The sequence below is a fragment of the Pseudomonas sp. P20 genome (assembly GCF_016463925.1).
GTDB lineage: Bacteria > Pseudomonadota > Gammaproteobacteria > Pseudomonadales > Pseudomonadaceae > Pseudomonas > Pseudomonas aeruginosa.
On the sequence record NZ_JAEMVM010000013.1, the window covers coordinates 91558 to 110058 of the forward strand.

Genomic DNA, 18501 nt, shown 5'->3' on the forward strand with positions numbered 1-18501 from the left:
ATGACGTACAGGTTCACAGGGCGGCGGCCCTGGCAGTGAGGATGATGTTTCCCGAACGTCGGGGCCGCGGCATGGAACTGTGAGGTGCCAGCGTGGAGTCGGCTTCTGTCACGCAGACCTTGTAGAGGCGGTACAGCTCCGTCAGGATCAGCGCCTGTTCCCTGACGGAGAACAGGCGGCCTGGGCATTTGCGCGGGCTTCTATGGGTGTTGACCATGTTGAAGGAGTTGATTTCGTAGCGGTTCCTGGCCAGCAGCGACACGGCCTGGCCGTGGCTGGTCTGGTTGCGGATGAGCTGCCGGATGTTGTCCGTATCGAACCGCTCGGCGTGGGGGAACAGCGACGCGTCGCGATTGGCCCGCCGTCGATCGAGCCAGAGCATCGTATTGGCGGGAATCGTAACCTCGGTGCCGCGATGGCGGATGCGTATCGGCCGGTTGGTCCGGCGCCACAATGCAGTGGGGTTGCTGCCACCCAGGCGGATCGCTTCAAGCACCAGTAGGTAGGCCTCGTCCAGCGCTTGTTCCGGGTTGTCTACTACACCCAGCAGACGTTCTTTCTCGGCTGGATTGTCCTCCAGGTAGGTGAGCGTCCAGAGCAGACTGAGGGCCGTGGTGTCATAGGTCGCGACGATGATCGTACCCAGTTCCTTGAGTGATGCGGCATCCAGCGCTCGTATGGTTTCGCGTGTGAAGGGCCGGGAGAAGCAGTCGAACTGGGCGAGGATCATGTTCGTTGGAGGAGCCCGGACAATCGATTCGTAGTTCGAATCCAGCATGTCGCGCGTCATCTCGACGATCATGTCGGCGTTCTCGATCGATTCCGGATTCATCTTGCTGATGACCTCCGAGGCGATCTCGAAGAAGTCCCTGGCGATCACTCCGTATTCGGTGCTTTGCAGGTAGTGGGTCAGGGGCTTCTGATGAAAATCCAGGACGCCGGGCAACCCGCTGTCGATGCGCGCTACCATGTGCAGGCAGAAGTCCTGCAAGGGCAGCGAGCGACCTGCCACCTCTCGCAGGTAGTGTTGGGCCATTTCGCGTACATGCGGGTCCAGACTGGTAACGAACCGGTTGCTGCCGAGCACGCGTTCGACCACGGCGCGCTTGGCCTTGCGTCGCTCGTCCTGCGCGGGCAGGGAACCGAGGAAGGAACCGAAGAGCTCGGCGTTCGCATTGATCGAGGGCGCCAGATCCTCGTCGTCGACGAGGGGCGCGTTGGTCGTCTGGTAGAGCGCCAGGTCGTCTCCGAGCCAGAAGGTACAGAGTCCTTCGTTGTTCTCCGCCAGTTCCGCGATGCCGGAACGGGCGAAGTAGGTGGAGGCGTCCAGGCCCTGGCACACCGTGGCATGGTGGAAAGCCTCGGCGTGTCCGGTAGCCGGACAAGAGCCGGAATGATGGGCGATGAGGCCGGGGAAGGGCGCGCTATTCTCTTTGCTGTTCATGGGCGCAGGTACCGGTTTGCGTGGTCGTCGGCTGGGGCGGCGGCCCCAGGCCCTTCGGCGATGCCGAAATCGGTATAGCTGTCCTTCCAGGTCTGCTCGTTGAATTCGCGAAGGAAGGTCTCTACCGGAATGACCGGCTCGGCGCGCTGGCCGTCGGCGGTGAGGCTGTAGAGCGCGCCGGTCGCAGGTGGATTGAGGAATGCCGCGAAGGAGTAGCGATCGCCCCGCTCCACCGTCGATGAACTCTGTCGGACCTGGTGGAGAACCGCGGCGGCCGGGATTGGCAACCTGGCGGTGAGAAGTTCCAGGCTGCCCCCGAAATTGATCAGGAAATGCCCTTCCATGGGGGGGACCTCGACCCATCCTTCCTCGAGTCGCGCCTGCAGGCCTGGCTGGTCGCAGTACAAGACGGTGACGAAGCCGGTGTCCTTGTGCGCTGGAGCGCCCTGCATGTTGCGCTCGGGTCGGTAGTGGCTGACGGCGAACCAGGTGACGCCCTTCCCTTCGCTGGTCCCGCCGGTGACGTCGGGCCACAACCGTGGCGCTACGCCGAGGCTGCCGAGGATCTCACGCAGGATGAGCCGGGCGATCTCGTGCATCCGTTCGCACAGTCGGTTCACTTCGTCTGGAAACGACGCCTGGCGTTGTCTGGCGTCGGCAAGGATATGTTCGGTCTGGAAGTTCTCCCGGTCGAAATAGATGTCGGGAAGGTTCCTGAAACCCCGGTAACGGGCGTCTGCATGGGGCTCTTCCACGGCAGGTTGGTAGAACTCTTGGGCGAAGCGGATACCTGGTGCGAGATCCAGTTCTTCTGGAATACGCAGGGCGAAGAAGCCGTCGCGTAGCGCCCGCGCAAAGCCATCCGCCTGGCTGAAGACCAGGTGCCTGGAATCATCCAGATAGGCCTTGCAGGGATGGAACTGGGGAAGCCCGCTCATGGATTGTCCGTCTCCCTGATGACCGTACCCTGGTAGATCTCCTCGTCGTTCGCGTCGATGATGTCGCGCGAACTGCAGACTCTCCTGAGTCCCTCTCCCGTTGCATAGCTGTAGATGCCTGCCTCGGTGCCGGGAGTGCAGTGACTGGAGGTGAAATGAGCGAAGCTGCAGCGGTCGTGGGTCTGATGCCTGACCCTGTGCATGATGGCCCTGACGGGTGTGGAGGAGCCGCGAGTAAGCACTTCCATGGAGAGACCAAAGTTGACCACGAAATGATCGGGTGAGGGCTCCAGCGCCTCCCAGCGATCATTGCGGTTGACTTCCAGCCCCGGTTCGGTGGTGCGTAACAGCGTCAGGAACCCATCGTCCTTGTGGGAAGCCAGCCCGACACCCGCGAAGCGCGGGCGATAGTGATTGAAGGTTAAATGGTAGGAACCCTGGGCGTCCGAGGCACCGCCGGTAGCCAGGCTCCAGAATTCCGGATCGATGTCGGTGAGCGACAGGATGGCACGCAGCAACTGCCGACTGTAAGCGGTCAGCTGTTCGCCGGCCTGGAGGATTTCCTCTGGGTAGTGGGTTTTCCAGAAGCGTCGTTCCAGCAGGAATTGCTCGATCTGGTTGATTCGTTCATGAAAACCCAGCAGGGGATCGTCGAAGGTTTCCGCTGTGAGTTCGCGAAATGCACCGTAGGGGGCGATGGCCGGGCCCTTGAAGAAATTGCTGGCGAACAGGTCGCAGTCGCGGACCTGGAAATCGTCCGGTATTCGCAACAGGAAAACGCCATCTCTCAACGCCGCCACGCGGGTTTGTTCGGAGGGGAAGACCAGATGCTCGTCCTCCAGATAGGCCTCTTGCAGTTTTGCCAGGGTATCTACAGGACGTTTATCGATTCTCTTCTCGTAGACATCCTGGTAGATCGAACCTCGGTTCAATTGCCAGGCCACCGGCTTGGGAGAGGAACTCATTCCTATCTCCTTTTCAATTGCAGGGAAACCACGGTAAGTTTCTGCAATTCATCGAGCATTCCTGGAAAGTCACCCGCTGCTATTTCTGCCAACGTACTGAAAGCACCGGGATAGGCCATGACTTTGAAGCCTTTTCTTACTAGGCAGGCGAATACGGAAAACTCTTCGAGAAAATATCGCGAGGAAAAGTCGAGGCGATGCCTCTGCTGTTCTTCACTCAACTTCTCCCAATTATGCCGGTGGTAGTTTCTTCCAAACTTTTCCACCGAATCTCGGAATCCAGAGTGCTCCAGGAAATAGTTACGCAAACTTGTATAGAAATCCTTGCATTCTGTACTGGCCTGGATCTCCGAACAGGTTATGTACTCGAAGTCCGTGGCGTGTCGGTAGGCATCGACGATGAGCCGGCTTTCCTCCATGAACGCGTCGCCCAGTCTGACGGCCTCGCGGCGGGCATCTTCCTCGGGCATGTCCCGCGTGGACTGCAAGGTAATCCGGTGAATATGGTCGCCTATCAAAATACTGCATTTCTCAAAGCGCCGAGCCGCCCACTCGACCATGGAATGGAAGCGGTTGGGAGTGAAATTTCTATTTTCCAGGCTGACGCCCAGAAAGCACTTTGGCTCGTCCTCAAAACTGTTACGCCTGGTGTGTGGTGAAACGAAAGCGATCTTCGCTTTATACCGCTCACCCGCTAGAAGGCTTCGTGTGCTGAAATCTTCCGCTATCAGGTTCATTGGCTAATTCCAGAAATAATGAATTGTTCGAATTATTTGCGTAAATTGGTTTTCGCAACTTCTGGGCGTTGTGAGGGTAAGCGCTGTAGAATATCGAACAACTATTAATTTTAATGGGCGGAGAAGAAATCCAGATTTCCGGATATTGCCGGAAGCCCTATAGGGCAAATAGCCACCAATAGCCCTAAGTCCAAGCCAGACCGAGAATTTTCTTTTTCGCTGACTGCCGCTTCGAGATGACCGAAGAGGTTTCCGGCAGACCAGATTCCTCTTGCCGGTTCCGACCAAACGTCGATCTGGTTTTGGCCATCGGTTGATGGCGAAAGGCTATTTTTCTGCGGGCATCGGCTTTTTCGCAGGCGATGGTTTCAGGCCAGCCAGCTTTCTTCGGCTCCGAAGGGGGAGCGCTACCAGCAGTCCCGTTTCAAGTGGGTTACGGTGCCTTGAGGCGAACCGGTCAGCGGAACGGTTTCCAGAAGCGCTCCAGCGCCGCCGCCAGCAGTTCCGTATCGCCGCGCGAGTCGCCCCAGGCGCGCAGGGAGTATTGGGTCAGCGGACCGTAGTGCCGCTCCAGGCGGCAGACTTTCTCGTCGCGCCGGCAGTTGCGGCCGACGATCCTGCCGGTCAGTACGCCGTCTACCACTTCCAGCTCGGTGGCGATCAGGTGCACGCCGAGCTTCTCGGCGAACGGCCTGAGTAGCAGCGAAGGGGAGGCGGAACAGATGGTCACGGTGCTGCCGCTGCTGACCTGGTCGGCCACCGCGGTCAATGCGTGGGGACGCATCAGTGTTTCCCAGAAGCGGTTCTGGTAGGCCAGCGCCCGCTCTTCCAGCACATGTACGGGCACATCGGTGAGGAAGGTGGCGATCAGGCGCGCCTTCAGGTCGTCGCGGTCGATACGCCGGCAGAGATAGGCCAGGCTGGGTCCTGCCATGCGCAGCATGCGGCGGACGAACACCCGGTTGCCGAAGGCGAAACGCAGGAAGGGCACGAAGCTGTCTCGGTATGTCAGGGTACCGTCGAAGTCGAACACGGAGAGAAAGCGTACTTCGCGTGTTTCGAGGGATACGGTCTCGTTCATCGGCATTCCTTATGTCGCTTCCGCTTCCTTTGACAGGGTGTATGCGTCATTCCGTTATTGCAGCAAGGGAAAGTTTGTATATCAGAACTGTCAACTATCCATGGGCAGACTGGCTGCTAACCTGAATCGGAGTGCTCAGGGGTTTTGCATCGATAGATAGGAGGCTAAGTAGTCGATAGCAAAACTCTATCAGGTACTGGACTATAGTGTTCCCGTCTTGTGACCAGGAGGTTTGGCATGATTGCACAGCTCCCCTCTGAGTTGCTGTCCCTGCAACTGCCGTTGCGGATCCGCATCGGCGATGCTCAGGCGTTCGATCTGGGGCCGGATCCACAGGTAACCATGGTCATTCGCGACCCCTCGCTGCTAACCGAGATCACCCATCCCAGCCTCGATGCGCTGGGCAAGGCCTACGTCGAGAAGCGTCTCGACATCGAAGGACCGATCAGCCAGGTCATCGGTATCGGCGATGCCCTCAGCGAAGCGCTCGGCGAACCCGATGGCGGCGCGCCGCCGGTTCGCGAAAGCCATGACAAGGACACCGACGCCGAAGCCATCCATTACCACTACGACCTGTCCAACGACTTCTACCAGCTCTGGCTGGATCCGGAAATGGTCTATTCCTGCGCTTATTTCGAGACCGGCAAGGAAGACCTCGCCACCGCGCAACTGGCCAAGCTCCGTCACCTGTGCCGCAAGCTGCGTTTGCAGCCGGGCGAGAAGCTGCTCGATGTCGGTTGCGGTTGGGGGGGGCTGGCGCGCCTGGCCGCTCGCGAGTTCGGCGTCGAGGTCACCGGCATCACATTGAGCAAGGAGCAGCTGGCGCTCGGCCGGGAGCGGGTCAAGGCCGAAGGCCTGGAGGACCGGGTCACCCTCAAGCTGCTGGATTACCGCGACCTGCCGCGCGATGGCCGCTTCGACAAGGTGGTCAGCGTCGGCATGTTCGAGCACGTCGGGCACGCCAACCTGGGGCTGTACTTCCAGCAACTGTACGATGCGGTGCGTCCCGGCGGCCTGGTGATGAACCACGGCATCACCTCGCGCTACACCGACGGCCGCCCGGTTGGCAAGGGGGCCGGCGACTTCATCGATCGCTACGTGTTTCCCCACGGCGAGCTGCCGCACCTGTCGCTGGCGGTGGCGCGGATGAGCGAAGCCGGGCTGGAAGTAGTCGACGTGGAAAGCCTGCGTCTGCACTACGCCCGGACCCTGGACTTCTGGAGCGCCAACCTGGAAGCCAGGCTGAAGGAGGCGGCTCGCCTGGTGCCCGAGGAAACCCTGCGGATCTGGCGGCTGTACCTGGCCGGATGCGCCTACGGCTTCAAGCGCGGCTGGATCAACCTGCACCAGATCCTCTCCATTCGCCCCCACGAGGATGGCTCCCACGAGCTGCCCTGGTCGCGGCGCGACCTGTACGCCTGAACGCCGGCGACCGGCTCCCTTGCGGAGCCGGTCGCGCAATCGGTCCTTGCTGATTGTCCTGCGTGGCGGGGCGGTCTAGTCTGCACGAAGTCCTGCGCGGTCGAAGGAAGCCGGGACGCTTCCGCGACAGCGCGACAACAACGATAAGAACAGGAGACTTCCCATGTCGCTGAGCAGACGCTTCGGTCTTTTCACGCTTGCCGCAACGGTGACCTTCAGTACCGCGGTCTTTGCCGCGCCGACCTTCATCAATATCCTCACCGGCGGCACCAGCGGGGTCTATTACCCCATAGGGGTCGGCCTCTCGCAGATCTATGGGCACGATATCCAGGGCGCGAAAACCTCGGTGCAGGCCACCAAGGCTTCGGTCGAGAACCTCAACCTGTTGCAGGCCGGGCGTGGAGAACTGGCGCTGGCGCTGGGCGACTCGGTCGCCGACGCCTGGAACGGGGTCGCCGACGCCGGCTTCAAGGCGCCGTTGAAGAAGCTGCGGGCTATCGGCAATACCTATCCGAACTATATCCAGGTAGTGGCCAGCCAAGCCTCGGGCATCAAGACCCTGGCCGACCTGAAAGGCAAGCGCATTTCGGTGGGCGCGCCCAAGAGCGGTACCGAGCTGAACGCCCGGGCGATCTTCAAGGCCGCCGGCCTGAGCTACGAGGACATGGGCAAGGTGGAGTACCTGCCCTACGCCGAGTCGGTGGAGCTGATCAAGAACCGCCAGCTCGACGCTACGCTGCAATCCTCCGGCCTGGGCATGGCGGCCATCCGCGACCTGGCCTCGACCATGCCGATCACCTTCGTCGCGATCCCGGCGGACGTGGTGGCGAAGATCGACAGCCCGGCCTACCACGCCGCGAGCATTCCCGCCGGCACCTACGACGGCCAGGAGCAGGACGTGCCGACGGTGGCGATCGACAATATCCTGGTCAGCCACTCCGGGGTCAGCGACGAGCTCGCCTACCAGATGACCAAGCTGATGTTCGACAACCTGCCGCGCCTGGTCACCGCCCATGCTGCCGCCAAGGACATCGCCCTGGACAAGGCGGCGAAGAACCTGCCGATTCCGCTGCATCCCGGCGCCGAGCGCTTCTACAAGGAGAAGGGCGTACTGCCCGAGTGAGGCCCGTTTCTCCGTAGCCCCGGTCCGTGCGGCGGACCGGGTTCCCCGCGTTTCCGGCTGTAGGGAGTCGATGCATGAGCGATCATCAGAACGGGCTGCATCTTGAGGCGGAAAACTGGCCGCGCGCGTTGTTCGCCGTGGCCCTGGCCTTTTCCGTGTTCCAGGTCGTCACCGCGGCCTTTCCCCTGATTTCCACCCAGGTCCTGCGGGCAATGCACGTCGGACTGCTGTTGCTGGTGGTGTACATCAGCTATCCCGCCTTCGGCATAGGTCGCCCCTGGCAGCCGCTGGCCTGGTTGCTGGGCATGGCCGGCCTGGGCACGGCGGTCTACCAGTGGGTTTTCGAGGGCGACCTGATCCAGCGCTCCGGAGAGCTGACCCAGGCCGACATGGTCGTCGGCGTGGTGCTGATCGTCCTGGTCTTCGAGGCGGCGCGACGGGTGATGGGCATCGCCTTGCCGATCATCTGCGCGCTGTTTCTTGCCTATGGCCTGTTCGGCGAACACCTGCCGGGCGACCTGGCCCACCGCGGCTACGGCTTCGACCAGATCGTCAACCAGCTGTCGTTCGGTACCGAAGGTCTCTACGGCACGCCGACCTACGTATCGGCCACCTACATCTATCTGTTCATCCTGTTCGGCGCCTTCCTCGAGCAGGCCGGCATGATCCGCCTGTTCACCGATTTCGCCATGGGCCTGTTCGGTCACCGGGTCGGCGGGCCGGCCAAGGTCTCGGTATTCTCCTCGGCGCTGATGGGCACCATCACCGGCTCCGGCGTGGCCAACGTGGTCACTACCGGACAGTTCACCATCCCGCTGATGAAGCGTTTCGGCTACAAGCCGGCGTTCGCCGGCGGCGTCGAGGCGACCGCGAGCATGGGCAGCCAACTGATGCCGCCGGTGATGGGGGCGGTGGCGTTCATCATGGCCGAGACCATCAACGTCCCCTACGTGGAGATCGCCAAGGCGGCGCTGATCCCGGCCCTGCTGTATTTCGGCTCGGTGTACTGGATGGTCCACCTCGAGGCCCGCCGGGCCGATCTAAAGGGCCTGCCGCGCGATCAGTGTCCCAGCGCCTGGGGTGCCGTCCGCGAGCGCTGGTTCCTGCTGATTCCGTTGCTGGTGCTGATCGCGCTGCTGTTCTCCGGGCGCACGCCGCTGTTCTCCGGAACCATCGGCCTGGCGCTGACCGCCATCGTCATCCTCGGTTCGGCGATCATCCTGCGGGTGTCCTCGCTCGGCCTGCGCATCGCCTTCTGGGTGGCGCTGGGGCTGCTCTGCGCGGGGTTCTTCCGCCTCGGCATCGGAGTGATCTTCGTCGTGATCGCGGCCCTGGCCCTGGCCTGCTGGTTCGTCCGTGGCGGCCGGGAAACCCTGCGCATCTGCGTCCGCGCCCTCGCCGAAGGTGCGCGACATGCGATCCCGGTGGGCATCGCCTGCACCCTGGTGGGAGTCATCATCGGGGTGATTTCGCTGACCGGCATCGCCACCACCTTCGCCAGCTACGTGCTCGACCTGGGACGGGAGAACCTGCTGCTGTCGCTGGTCCTGACCATGGTCACCTGCCTGGTCCTGGGAATGGGCATCCCGACCATCCCCAACTACATCATCACCAGCTCCATCGCCGCGCCGGCGCTGCTGGAACTGGGGGTGCCGCTGATCGTCTCGCACATGTTCGTCTTCTACTTCGGCATCCTCGCCGACCTCACCCCTCCGGTGGCGCTGGCCTGTTTCGCGGCCGCGCCGATCGCCAAGGAAAGGGGATTGAAGATCAGCTTCTGGGCGGTGCGCATCGCCCTGGCGGGTTTCGTGGTGCCGTTCATGGCGGTGTATTCCCCGGCGCTGATGCTGCAGGAAGGCGGTTGGGGGGCGACGCTCTATGTCACCTGCAAGGCGGTGCTGGCCATCGGCCTGTGGGGCATGGCTTCCATCGGCTACCTGCAGGGGCCGCTGGCCTGGTGGGAGCGCCTGGTGGCGTTCGCCGCGGGGGCCAGCCTGGTCCTGGCCTTGCCGATCAGCGACGAGCTGGGCTTCGTCCTCGGCGCGCTGGTGATCGGCTGGCACCTCTGGCGCCAGCGTGCGCGCGAGGCGGTGGCGTGATCGCGCTGTGTCTGGGCATGGCCGGCAGCGTCTGGGCGACGCTGCCGCTGCAGTCGTTCACCCTGGCCTGGCAACACACGGTCGAGAAGGTGCTCTGGGAAGAAGACTATCGCCTGAGTGAGCGCGGCCTGCTGCTGGAAGAGGCCCGGGTGCGGGGCAGCGGGGCGGGGATGGAGATTCCCGAGGGCGCCGTGCTGCGTGACGGCGCCTGGCATTACCACCGTGGGGTGCCGCCGCTGCAACCGTTGCGGCTGGGGCGCACACCGGAGGCCGGCGACTACCGGATCTGCCGTCAGGGGCGCTGCGATGCGCTGGCGCGCTGGATCGGTCCGCCGGACCCTGAGCGCCCGGCGGTCGAACTCTGGGCGTGTCCGATACGGGACCCGAGCGACTGAACGTCCTGTGGATAACCGTGAGACGCCAGTCCACATCCATAAAAACGACGAAGCCGGAGCTGCTTCCGGTCATAAGGAAAACGTCCATGCGTAGCTGTATATCAGTCTTCCGGCCGGCCCTGCTGGCGCTGTTCGTCTCGGCAAGCGGCTCGGCCGGCGCCGACGCGGCTGTGGAAAACCCGCGGATCGGCCGTGCCGCCGATCTCTATGAACTGATCCCGGAATACCAGCCGGACACCTACCGGAACATGGACAAGGTCTATCCGACCCGGGTTATCCACAAGGGGACCAAGGTCCGTCCGCTGCCGGCGGGTGTGGCCATCGCGCCGCGCTACCGGATCGGCGGCGAGGAATACGGCGTCGACGATTTCATGCGGCGCAACCGCGTTGGCGGGGTGCTGGTCCTCAAGGATGGTAAGGTCGCCCTGGAGCGCTACGGCCTGGGCAACGACGAACGCACGCGCTGGACCTCGTTCTCGGTGGTCAAGTCGATCTCCGCGACCCTGGTGGGCGCCGCCGTGCAGCAGGGCCTGCTGGCTCTCGACCAGCCTGTGGACAAGTACCTGCCGAGCCTGGCCGGCTCCGCCTACCAGGGGGTGACGGTGGAGCAGGTCCTGCAGATGAGTTCCGGGGTCCGCTGGAACGAGACCTATCGCGATCCGAAGTCCGACCGCCGGCAGATGTTCGACGCCCAGCTCGCCGAACGTCCCGGTGGCATCCTGCGGCTGCTGGCGAGTCTGCCGCGGCAGTACCCGAGCGGTACCCACTTCACCTACAGCACCGGCGAGTCGCACCTGCAGAGCGAGCTGCTGCACGCGGCGACCCGCATTCCGGTGAGCGACTACCTGTCCGAGCGGATCTGGGCGCGAATGGGCATGGAGAGCGACGGCTTCTGGCAACTGGAATCGCCGGCCGGGCAAGAGATCGGCAGCAGCGGCTTGAGCGCGACCCTGCGCGACTATGGCCGCTTCGGCCAGTTCGTCCTCGAGGACGGGGTGATCGATGGCGAACGTATCCTCCCCGAAGGTTGGGTCGATCGTGCCAGTCGCGTCGAGGCTTCTTCCCACCTGGCCCCGGGCAAGCTCTACGATGGCGAATACGCGCTCGGCTACGGCTACCAGTGGTGGACCTTCCCGGTGGGCGCCAAGGCCCTGCCCGAGCATGACGGCGGGGCCTTCGAAGCCCAGGGCATCTTCGGCCAGTACCTCTACATCAACCGCAAGGAGAAGATCGTGGCGGTGGTCTGGAGCGCCTGGCCGAAGCCGGAGATGGACGATCGCGAGGAGGAGACCTATGCCTTCCTTGGCGCGGCGGTGAAAGCCCTGCGCTAGGGCCGTGGGCTAACGGATATCCACAGCAGGCTGTGGACAAGACTTCAGCGGGAAAACCGCAGGGGCAGTCCCTGGCAATCGTCGAACAGGCGTCCCGCGTGCCAGGCGAGTTGCCCGGAGACGATGGTGGTATCGATCCGATGGTGGAATGCCCGGTGGCGGAACGGCGTCCAGTTGCAGCGCGACAGCAGCGGCATGGCGCTGGCCAGCGCCGGGTGCTCCAGTTCGCTGACCAGCACCAGGTCGGCCCAGTAACCTTCGCGGAGGAAACCGCGATCGGCGATGGCGAACAGTTCGGCGACCCGGTGGCTGGTCTTCGCCACCAGGGTGGCCAGCGACAGCCAGCCTTCGCGGACCAGCTCCAGGAGTGCCGGCAACGCATGCTGGACCAGTGGCAGGCCGGCCGGCGCCTGTGGATAAGCCTGCTGCTTCTCGGCCCAGGCGTGCGGCGCGTGGTCGGTGCCGATCACGTCCAGGCGGTTGCCGGCCAGCGCCCTGCGCAGGGCGTCGCGGTCCTCGCGGCTCTTGATCGCCGGGTTGCACTTGAGCAGATGGCCGAGGCGGGCGTAGTCGCTGTCGTCGAACAGCAGATGGTGGACGCAGACTTCCGCGGTGATGCGTTTCTGGCACAGCGGCTTGTCCTCGAACAGGGCCAGTTCACGCGCTGTGGATAAGTGCAGGACATGCAGCAGCGTGCCATGTCGTTGCGCCAGTTCCACCGCCAGGGCGGTGGAACGGTAGCAAGCCTCGGCGTCGCGAATGCGCGGGTGGGCGGCTGCCGGAATACGTTCACCGAAGCGTTGTCGCCAGCGCGCCAGGTTGGCTTCGATCCGCGGCGTGTCTTCGCAATGGCTCAGCAGCAGGGTCGGAACGCTGGCGAACAGGCGCTCCAGGGTCGGCAGGTCGTCCACCAGCATGTCGCCGGTGGAGGCGCCCATGAACACCTTCACCGCGGCGACCTCGCGTGGATCGAGGGCGGCCACGGTGTCGAGGTTGTCGCGGCTGACGCCGAAGTGGAAACCGTAGTTGGCCACGCTATGGGCGGCGGCGAGGCGCTTCTTTTCCGCCAGCGCTTCGAGGCTCAGCGTCGCCGGGCGGGTATTGGGCATGTCCATGAAACTGGTGATGCCGCCCGCCACGGCGGCGCGGGATTCGCTGGCGATCGAGCCCTTCTGTGGATAACCCGGCTCGCGGAAGTGCACCTGGTCGTCGATCATTCCCGGCAGCAGGTAGCGTCCGGCGGCATCGATCTCCCGGCTGGCGCCGCAGTTTTCCAGGCAGCCGGCGATGCGTTCGATGCGACCGTGGCGGACCAGCAGATCGCCTTCGCGTACCTGCCCCTCGTTGACCATCCGGGCATTGCGGATCAGCAGGCTTTGCATGTTCAGAACTCGTTCTGCAGCGACTTGTAGCCGCGTACCAGGTCGACGTTGGTGCGCGCCACGTCTTCCGAGAACTCGCTGGCGGAAACGCTGACCCGCGGCATGCTCGCCAGGTCGGTGCGCGGACCGATGCGCTCGGTGGACGGTACGTAGAAACCCGCTGGCAGGTCGCAGCCGTCGACCACCGCGTTGTGGCGGACCACGCAGCCATCGCCGACCCGGCAGTTGAACAGCACGCTGTTGAAGCCGATGAAGACCCGGTCGCCGACTTCGCAAGGACCGTGGACGATGGAGCGGTGGGCGATGGAGCTGTGCTCGCCGATGGTCACCGCGGCACCCGACTTGGAATGGATCACCACGCCGTCCTGGATGTTCGAGTTGGCGCCGATCACGATCGGTTGCATGCCGCCGTCGGCGTCGACTTCGTCGGCACGGATCACTGCGTAGGGACCGACGAAGACGTTGGCCTGGATGATCACCTTGCCGCAGATGATCGCGGTCTTGTCCACATAGGCCGATTCGTCGATCACCGGCAGGTCGCCGGAGGGATTCTTGCGGATCATGCTGCACCTCGCTGCCAATGGCTTTCGGCGACGGCGTCATGGGCATGCAGGCTTTCCGCATGGACGACCCGTATGGAGAACCGGCTCGCCTGTGGATAACCCTGCAGGGCGCGGTGCAGCCGGCGCACCGCGTCCTCGCAGAACATCAGGTTCTGCCCGTTGGCGAGGGCGAAGGCCTGCTCGTCGGCGCGTTTCACCGCAGTCTGCACCGCGGTGCCGAGGGCGCTTTCGCCGAGATCCGCCAGCTCTTCCAGGGGCAGTCCGATGCAGTCTTCCGCCAGGCCGATGCGCAGGTGCGCGCTGCTGCGCTGGCTGTGCGGGGTGGCGACGATGCCGGCGCTGCTGCCGAGCCAGGCGAGCACGCTGGCATGATCGAGCGGCTGTCCGGCGAAGTCCTGGTCGAAGCGCTCCTGGATCAATTGCCGGGCCAGTGCCGCCGAACAGGGGCAGGTCGAGGAGTAGGTCAGCTCGAGATGGACTTCGGCCTGGAAGTCATCGCCTTCCAGGCGCGTGTCCAGCACCAGTGGATAACGTTTCCAGCCGCTCAGCGGGCTGACCAGCGCCGGACGCCGCAGCAGCGGCGCGAGGCGTAGGCGCAGGTAGGCGCGACGCGACAGGCCGGCGTGGCTGTCGAGGAAGCGTTGCAGGACGGCGCGCAGGCAGGAAAGGTCCAGCTCGCCCTGTTCCAGTTCGGCCAGCGCCAGGTAGAGGCGCGACATATGGATGCCGCGGGCCTGCGGGTCGTCCAGGCTGACACCGGCATCGGCTTCGGCGGCGACCCTCTGCCCGCCGATCTGCACGGGAAGGGCGATGCCCTGCATGCCGACCCAGTCCAGGGGAAGATCGGCGGTGGTGGTCTGGCGGGCGATATCGGGAAGCGTCAAGGCATTCATGGAGAACTCGAAGAAGGGTAGGCAAGGCCTGGAAATGGCTTGAATGTTATAATATAACGTATTAGCTAATGCCGACCCTTGCAATCGGGTATTTCGTCGATGAAGCGCCGTCGTCTCCTGCAAAGCCTGCTCGCCGGCCTGGCCCTCCAGCCGTTCCTGGCCGCCAGCGCCAATGTACGAATCCGCCAGGCCCGGGCCTGGAATTCCTCGGAAAGCTGGCGCCTGGTGCTGGAACTGGACGGCCCGCCGCGTTATCGAACCTTTTCCCTGCAGGCCCCCGAGCGGTTGATCCTCGACCTGCCCGACGCGCAATTGCTCGCAACGCTCTCCGAGCTACCGCTGGACGGCCCCGTGCGCGCCATACGCAGTGGCCAACTGGGTGGCGGCGGGACGCGCATCGTCCTCGATCTGCGCCAAGCGGTCAGGCCGCGCAGCTTCGCCCTGGAACCGCAGGCGGGAAAGGGCCATCGCCTGGTCCTAGACCTATATCCACAGGCGCTGGCGGCGCCCCCCGAGCCAATGCTGGCGCTGGCCCGCCCGCTACCCTCGACGGGCCGCGACATCCTCGTGGTGGTCGATGCCGGCCATGGCGGCAAGGACCCCGGCGCGGTCGGTAGCAAGGGCGAGCGCGAAAAGGACGTGGCGCTGGCCATCGCCCGCCTGCTGGCGCGGCGGATCGACCGTGAGAAAGGCTTCAAGGCGCGCCTGGTGCGCAACGGCGATGTGTTCGTCCCGCTGCGCAAGCGGCCGGAAGTGGCCCGGCGCTACAACGCCGACATGTTCGTTTCGGTGCACGCCGACGCGGCGCCGCGACTGACCGCCTCCGGCGCGTCGGTATATGCCCTCTCCGAGCATGGCGCCAGCTCGACCATGGCGCGCTGGATGGCCGAGCGCGAGAACGGCGCCGACCTGATCGGCAACAGCGGCAACCTGCCGCTACAGGGCCGCGACAAGGTACTCGCCGGGGTGATCCTCGACATGGCCCTGAGTTCGACCATCGCCAGCAGCCTGGACCTCGGCCACAGCGTTCTCGGCCAGTTGTCGGACGTCACCGCGCTGCACCAGAAGCGTGTCGAGCAGGCCGGCTTCGCCGTGCTCAAGTCGCCGGACATCCCTTCGATCCTGGTGGAGACCGGCTTCATCTCGAATCGCGGCGATTGTCGCCGGTTGATGGACGAACGCCATCGCCAGCGCCTGGCCGAGGCGATCTTCGCTGGCGTGCAGGGCTACTTCCGGCAACGCCCTCCCGCCGGCAGCTACCTGGCGGCGCTCAGCGCGCAGCCTCCCGGCTAGGGCCTTCGCTGCAGCCGCTGACCCGCCCGCAGGTCAGGCGTTGGCGCTGGCCCGATGAACTGCTCAGGCGGCTGATGCTGGTCCAGCCGATGTTGCGGCTGAGGCCGACCCAGATTTCCCCATCGCTGGCGATGCCGCTGAAGAAGGTCAGGCGCCCGTAGCGCGTATTGGTCTGGGCCCAGCGTCGTCCGCTCGCCGCGTCGTAGCCGCGCAGCCAGGTGTCGTTGCCGCCGGTGGCGACGCTGTAGTGGTTGCCCAGCCGATCCATGCAGGCCAGAACGGTACGCAGGTAGGCGCATTCCGCCGGGCGGGTGCCGGGAAGAAAGCCCTGCGCCTGTGCCGCCGGAGCGAGCAGCAGGAGGGCCAGGCAGTAAAGGCGGAGGACGCGGCGCATCGGTGGATCCCGGGATGACGTGGGCCCAGGGTAGCCGGAAGGCGATTGGCGGGCCATCGATTGTGGTGTTAATTGTTATAGTATAACGTTTTAAATTTCCCAGGTTCAGCCCATGACCGAACAGGAACTGCTTGCCCAGCCCGACGCTGCCTACATGGACGAAACCCAGCAGGACTTCTTCCGCGACCTGTTGCTGCGTCAGCGCCAGGAACTTCAGGCGCGCATCGAAGGCGAATTCGGCGAGCTGCGCGATCTCGAACGCCCCAGCGACGAGGCCGACCTGGCTTCCCGCGAGGAACAGCGGCAATGGCAACTTCGCCTGCTGGAGCGGGAGAAGAAGCTGCTCGACAAGATCGACGAAGCGCTGGAGCGCCTGGCCCGCGGCGACTACGGCTGGTGCCAGGAAACCGGCGAGCCGATCGGCCTGCGCCGCCTGCTGTTGCGTCCCACCGCCACCCTCTGCATCGAGGCGAAAGAGCGCCAGGAGAAGCGCGAACGCCACGTGCGGCACAACTGAAGAGGTTACCAACCGTGAACCAACGCCTACCTGTCACCGTGCTGTCCGGCTTTCTCGGCGCCGGCAAGAGCACGCTGCTCAACCATGTGCTGAAGAACCGCGAGAACCGACGGGTTGCGGTGATCGTCAACGATATGAGCGAAATCAATATCGATGGCAGCGAGGTCCAGCGCGATGTCAGCCTGAACCGCGCTGAAGAACGCCTGGTGGAGATGAGCAACGGCTGTATCTGCTGCACCCTGCGCGAAGACCTGCTGGAAGAGGTCGGCCGTCTCGCCCGGGAAGGCCGCTTCGACTACCTGCTGATTGAGTCCACCGGGATTTCCGAACCGATGCCGGTGGCCGAGACCTTCACCTTCCGCGACGAGCTGGACCGCAGCCTGTCCGACGTGGCGCGACTGGATACCATGGTCACGGTGGTCGACGGGATGAATTTTCTCCGCGACTACCAGGAGGCCGCCAGCCTGGCCAGTCGTGGCGAAACCCTCGGTGAGGAGGATCAGCGCTCGATCACCGACCTGCTGATCGACCAGGTCGAATTCGCCGACGTGATCCTGGTCAGCAAGATCGACCTGATCTCCAGCGAGCAGCGCGAGGAACTGCTGGCGATCCTGCGCCAGCTCAATGCCGAGGCGGAGATCCTGCCGATGGTGATGGGTCAGGTGCCGCTGGCGAAGATCCTCGATACCGGTCGCTTCGATTTCGATCGCGCGGCGTCCGCGCCGGGCTGGCTGAAGGAACTGCGCGGCGAGCACCTGCCGGAAACCGAGGAATATGGCATCGCCTCCATGGCCTACCGGGCGCGCCGGCCGTTCCACCCCGCGCGCTTCCACGCCTTCCTGCACAATCCGCTGAAGCAGGGGCGGCTGCTGCGCTCCAAGGGCTTCTTCTGGCTCGCCAGCCGGCCCCGCGAGGCCGGCAGCTGGTCGCAGGCCGGCGGCCTGATGCGCTACGGCCTGGCGGGCCGCTGGTGGCGCTTCGTGCCGACCGGACAGTGGCCACAGGACGAAGAGGGCCTGCGGGCGATCATGCGGCACTGGGAGGAAGGCGTCGGCGACTGTCGCCAGGAGCTGGTTTTCATCGGTCAGAACCTGGACTTCGCGGCCCTGCGCGCAGCCCTGGACGCCTGCCTGCTGGATGACGCCGAGATGAACCTGGGCATCCCCGGCTGGCAGGGCCTGGACGACCCCTTCGAGGACTGGGGGCACGCCGCATGAGCGCACTGCCGCAGGAAAAACCGTTGCCGTGCCAGGCGTTCGATGACGACCCCCAGGTGCTGGCCGAGGTGCTTCGCGAGGGCGTCAACCTGGCGGTCTGGACACGCCGGTTGAGCCCGGCGCTGCGCGACTTCGCCGCCGCCCTGGTGCGCAACCGGCCGGGACTGGCGCTGAGCCAGACGCTGGAGATGGAAGAGGAACGGCTACCCGTCTTGGACGGCCTGCTCGACGCGCAGCAACTGCCGGGACAAACCGATTTCCTCGACGACCTGGGCTGGCTGGTCGAGGCCTTCTCCTGCCTGACCGGGGCGCGGCGTATCGGCCTGCGCCTGCGCGTTCTGGATAAACCGATGTGCCCGCGTTTCCACGTCGACCACGTGCCGCTGCGGCTGGTCACCACCTACCAGGGCGCCGCCAGCGAATGGCTGGACGAGTCCGGCCTGGACCGTCGGCTGCTTGGCGGAGCGCAGGCGGAAGTTGTCGATGAACAGCTTATACACAGCTTGTCCACGGGCGACGTGGCGCTGCTCAAGGGCGAACGCTGGGAGGGTAACGAAGGTGCCGGGCTGGTGCATCGCTCGCCGCGAGCGGAGCCCGGGCTGGCGCGCCTGCTGTTGACCCTGGACTGGCTTGCCTGAGCCTGTGGACAAGTGTCTTTCGAGGAATAAAAAAAGGCCATCCGCAGATGGCCTATCACCAAAAAGTCG

18 protein-coding genes are annotated in these 18501 nt (G+C 64.3%); 9 read left to right on the top strand and 9 right to left on the bottom strand.

The window, feature by feature from the left end; translation table 11 throughout:
• Window positions 1-13 precede the first annotated feature (13 nt).
• The 5 genes from JHD77_RS18170 to JHD77_RS18190 all read right to left on the bottom strand — a co-directional run bounded on the left by JHD77_RS18170 (window position 14) and on the right by JHD77_RS18190 (window position 5165).
• On the bottom strand, window positions 14-1444 hold the full coding sequence (locus JHD77_RS18170) for a cytochrome P450 (protein WP_023131431.1): 1431 nt from the start codon (window positions 1442-1444) through the stop codon (window positions 14-16).
• The gene (locus JHD77_RS18175; protein WP_023131430.1) at window positions 1441-2382 is read right to left on the bottom strand and encodes a 2OG-Fe(II) oxygenase family protein; all 942 of its coding nucleotides are present in this window, start codon (window positions 2380-2382) and stop codon (window positions 1441-1443) included. The genes JHD77_RS18170 and JHD77_RS18175 overlap by 4 nt, the downstream gene beginning before the upstream one ends.
• The gene (locus JHD77_RS18180; RefSeq protein ID WP_003100204.1) at window positions 2379-3347 is read right to left on the bottom strand and encodes a 2OG-Fe(II) oxygenase family protein; all 969 of its coding nucleotides are present in this window, start codon (window positions 3345-3347) and stop codon (window positions 2379-2381) included. Before JHD77_RS18180 ends, JHD77_RS18175 begins: the two co-directional genes overlap by 4 nt.
• A gap of 2 nt (window positions 3348-3349) precedes the next feature.
• Window positions 3350-4084 (bottom strand): tRNA-dependent cyclodipeptide synthase, encoded by a 735-nt coding sequence (locus JHD77_RS18185; protein WP_017001986.1) that lies wholly within the window; start codon window positions 4082-4084, stop codon window positions 3350-3352.
• 457 nt (window positions 4085-4541) lie between these two features.
• On the bottom strand, window positions 4542-5165 hold the full coding sequence (locus tag JHD77_RS18190; RefSeq protein ID WP_003099642.1) for an HAD-IB family phosphatase: 624 nt from the start codon (window positions 5163-5165) through the stop codon (window positions 4542-4544).
• Between the two features lie 237 nt (window positions 5166-5402).
• Here JHD77_RS18190 and cfaB point away from each other — a divergent pair, with 237 nt between their 5' ends.
• The 5 genes from cfaB to JHD77_RS18215 all read left to right on the top strand — a co-directional run bounded on the left by cfaB (window position 5403) and on the right by JHD77_RS18215 (window position 11535).
• On the top strand, window positions 5403-6587 hold the full coding sequence (gene cfaB, locus JHD77_RS18195) for a C17 cyclopropane fatty acid synthase CfaB (RefSeq protein WP_191519382.1): 1185 nt from the start codon (window positions 5403-5405) through the stop codon (window positions 6585-6587).
• A 163-nt stretch (window positions 6588-6750) separates the two neighbouring features.
• The gene (locus JHD77_RS18200) at window positions 6751-7710 is read left to right on the top strand and encodes a TAXI family TRAP transporter solute-binding subunit (RefSeq protein ID WP_003097103.1); all 960 of its coding nucleotides are present in this window, start codon (window positions 6751-6753) and stop codon (window positions 7708-7710) included.
• A gap of 74 nt (window positions 7711-7784) precedes the next feature.
• Window positions 7785-9809, top strand: coding sequence for a TRAP transporter permease (locus JHD77_RS18205; protein WP_003099653.1), 2025 nt, complete (start codon window positions 7785-7787; stop codon window positions 9807-9809).
• Window positions 9806-10204, top strand: a complete 399-nt coding sequence (locus tag JHD77_RS18210; RefSeq protein ID WP_003099655.1) for a DUF1850 domain-containing protein — start codon at window positions 9806-9808, stop codon at window positions 10202-10204. Before JHD77_RS18205 ends, JHD77_RS18210 begins: the two co-directional genes overlap by 4 nt.
• An 86-nt stretch (window positions 10205-10290) precedes the next feature.
• On the top strand, window positions 10291-11535 hold the full coding sequence (locus JHD77_RS18215) for a serine hydrolase domain-containing protein (protein WP_023129362.1): 1245 nt from the start codon (window positions 10291-10293) through the stop codon (window positions 11533-11535).
• A gap of 44 nt (window positions 11536-11579) precedes the next feature.
• On the opposite strand, the gene JHD77_RS18220 is transcribed toward JHD77_RS18215, so the two are convergent.
• The 3 genes from JHD77_RS18220 to folE2 are packed head-to-tail and all read right to left on the bottom strand — an operon-like array spanning window position 11580 to window position 14373.
• Window positions 11580-12917: a dihydroorotase gene (locus tag JHD77_RS18220; protein ID WP_023110558.1), complete on the bottom strand. Its 1338-nt coding sequence runs from the start codon at window positions 12915-12917 to the stop codon at window positions 11580-11582.
• A gap of 2 nt (window positions 12918-12919) precedes the next feature.
• Complete coding sequence (locus JHD77_RS18225; protein WP_003099663.1) at window positions 12920-13480, bottom strand: gamma carbonic anhydrase family protein; 561 nt, start codon at window positions 13478-13480, stop codon at window positions 12920-12922.
• Window positions 13477-14373 carry a GTP cyclohydrolase FolE2 gene (gene folE2 / locus JHD77_RS18230; protein WP_003099665.1) on the bottom strand — a complete coding sequence of 299 codons (897 nt, stop codon included), beginning with the start codon at window positions 14371-14373 and terminating at the stop codon, window positions 13477-13479. The genes JHD77_RS18225 and folE2 overlap by 4 nt, the downstream gene beginning before the upstream one ends.
• A gap of 99 nt (window positions 14374-14472) precedes the next feature.
• On the opposite strand from folE2, the gene JHD77_RS18235 reads away from it, so the two are divergent.
• Window positions 14473-15666: an N-acetylmuramoyl-L-alanine amidase gene (locus tag JHD77_RS18235; protein WP_003114144.1), complete on the top strand. Its 1194-nt coding sequence runs from the start codon at window positions 14473-14475 to the stop codon at window positions 15664-15666.
• Here the strand turns inward: JHD77_RS18235 and JHD77_RS18240 are convergent.
• Complete coding sequence (locus JHD77_RS18240; protein WP_003099671.1) at window positions 15644-16060, bottom strand: hypothetical protein; 417 nt, start codon at window positions 16058-16060, stop codon at window positions 15644-15646. The genes JHD77_RS18235 and JHD77_RS18240 overlap by 23 nt on opposite strands.
• Before the next feature lie 112 nt (window positions 16061-16172).
• Between JHD77_RS18240 and dksA the strand changes: the two genes are divergently transcribed.
• Genes dksA through JHD77_RS18255 form a run of 3 tightly spaced genes read left to right on the top strand, consistent with a single transcriptional unit; the run spans window position 16173 to window position 18432 of the window.
• Entirely contained in the window at window positions 16173-16577 is a 405-nt protein-coding gene (gene dksA / locus JHD77_RS18245) for an RNA polymerase-binding protein DksA (protein WP_015649887.1), read from the top strand.
• A gap of 14 nt (window positions 16578-16591) precedes the next feature.
• Entirely contained in the window at window positions 16592-17794 is a 1203-nt protein-coding gene (gene zigA / locus JHD77_RS18250; RefSeq protein WP_003099674.1) for a zinc metallochaperone GTPase ZigA, read from the top strand.
• Window positions 17791-18432 carry a DUF1826 domain-containing protein gene (locus tag JHD77_RS18255; RefSeq protein WP_003099676.1) on the top strand — a complete coding sequence of 214 codons (642 nt, stop codon included), beginning with the start codon at window positions 17791-17793 and terminating at the stop codon, window positions 18430-18432. Before zigA ends, JHD77_RS18255 begins: the two co-directional genes overlap by 4 nt.
• Window positions 18433-18501: the final 69 nt, after the last annotated feature.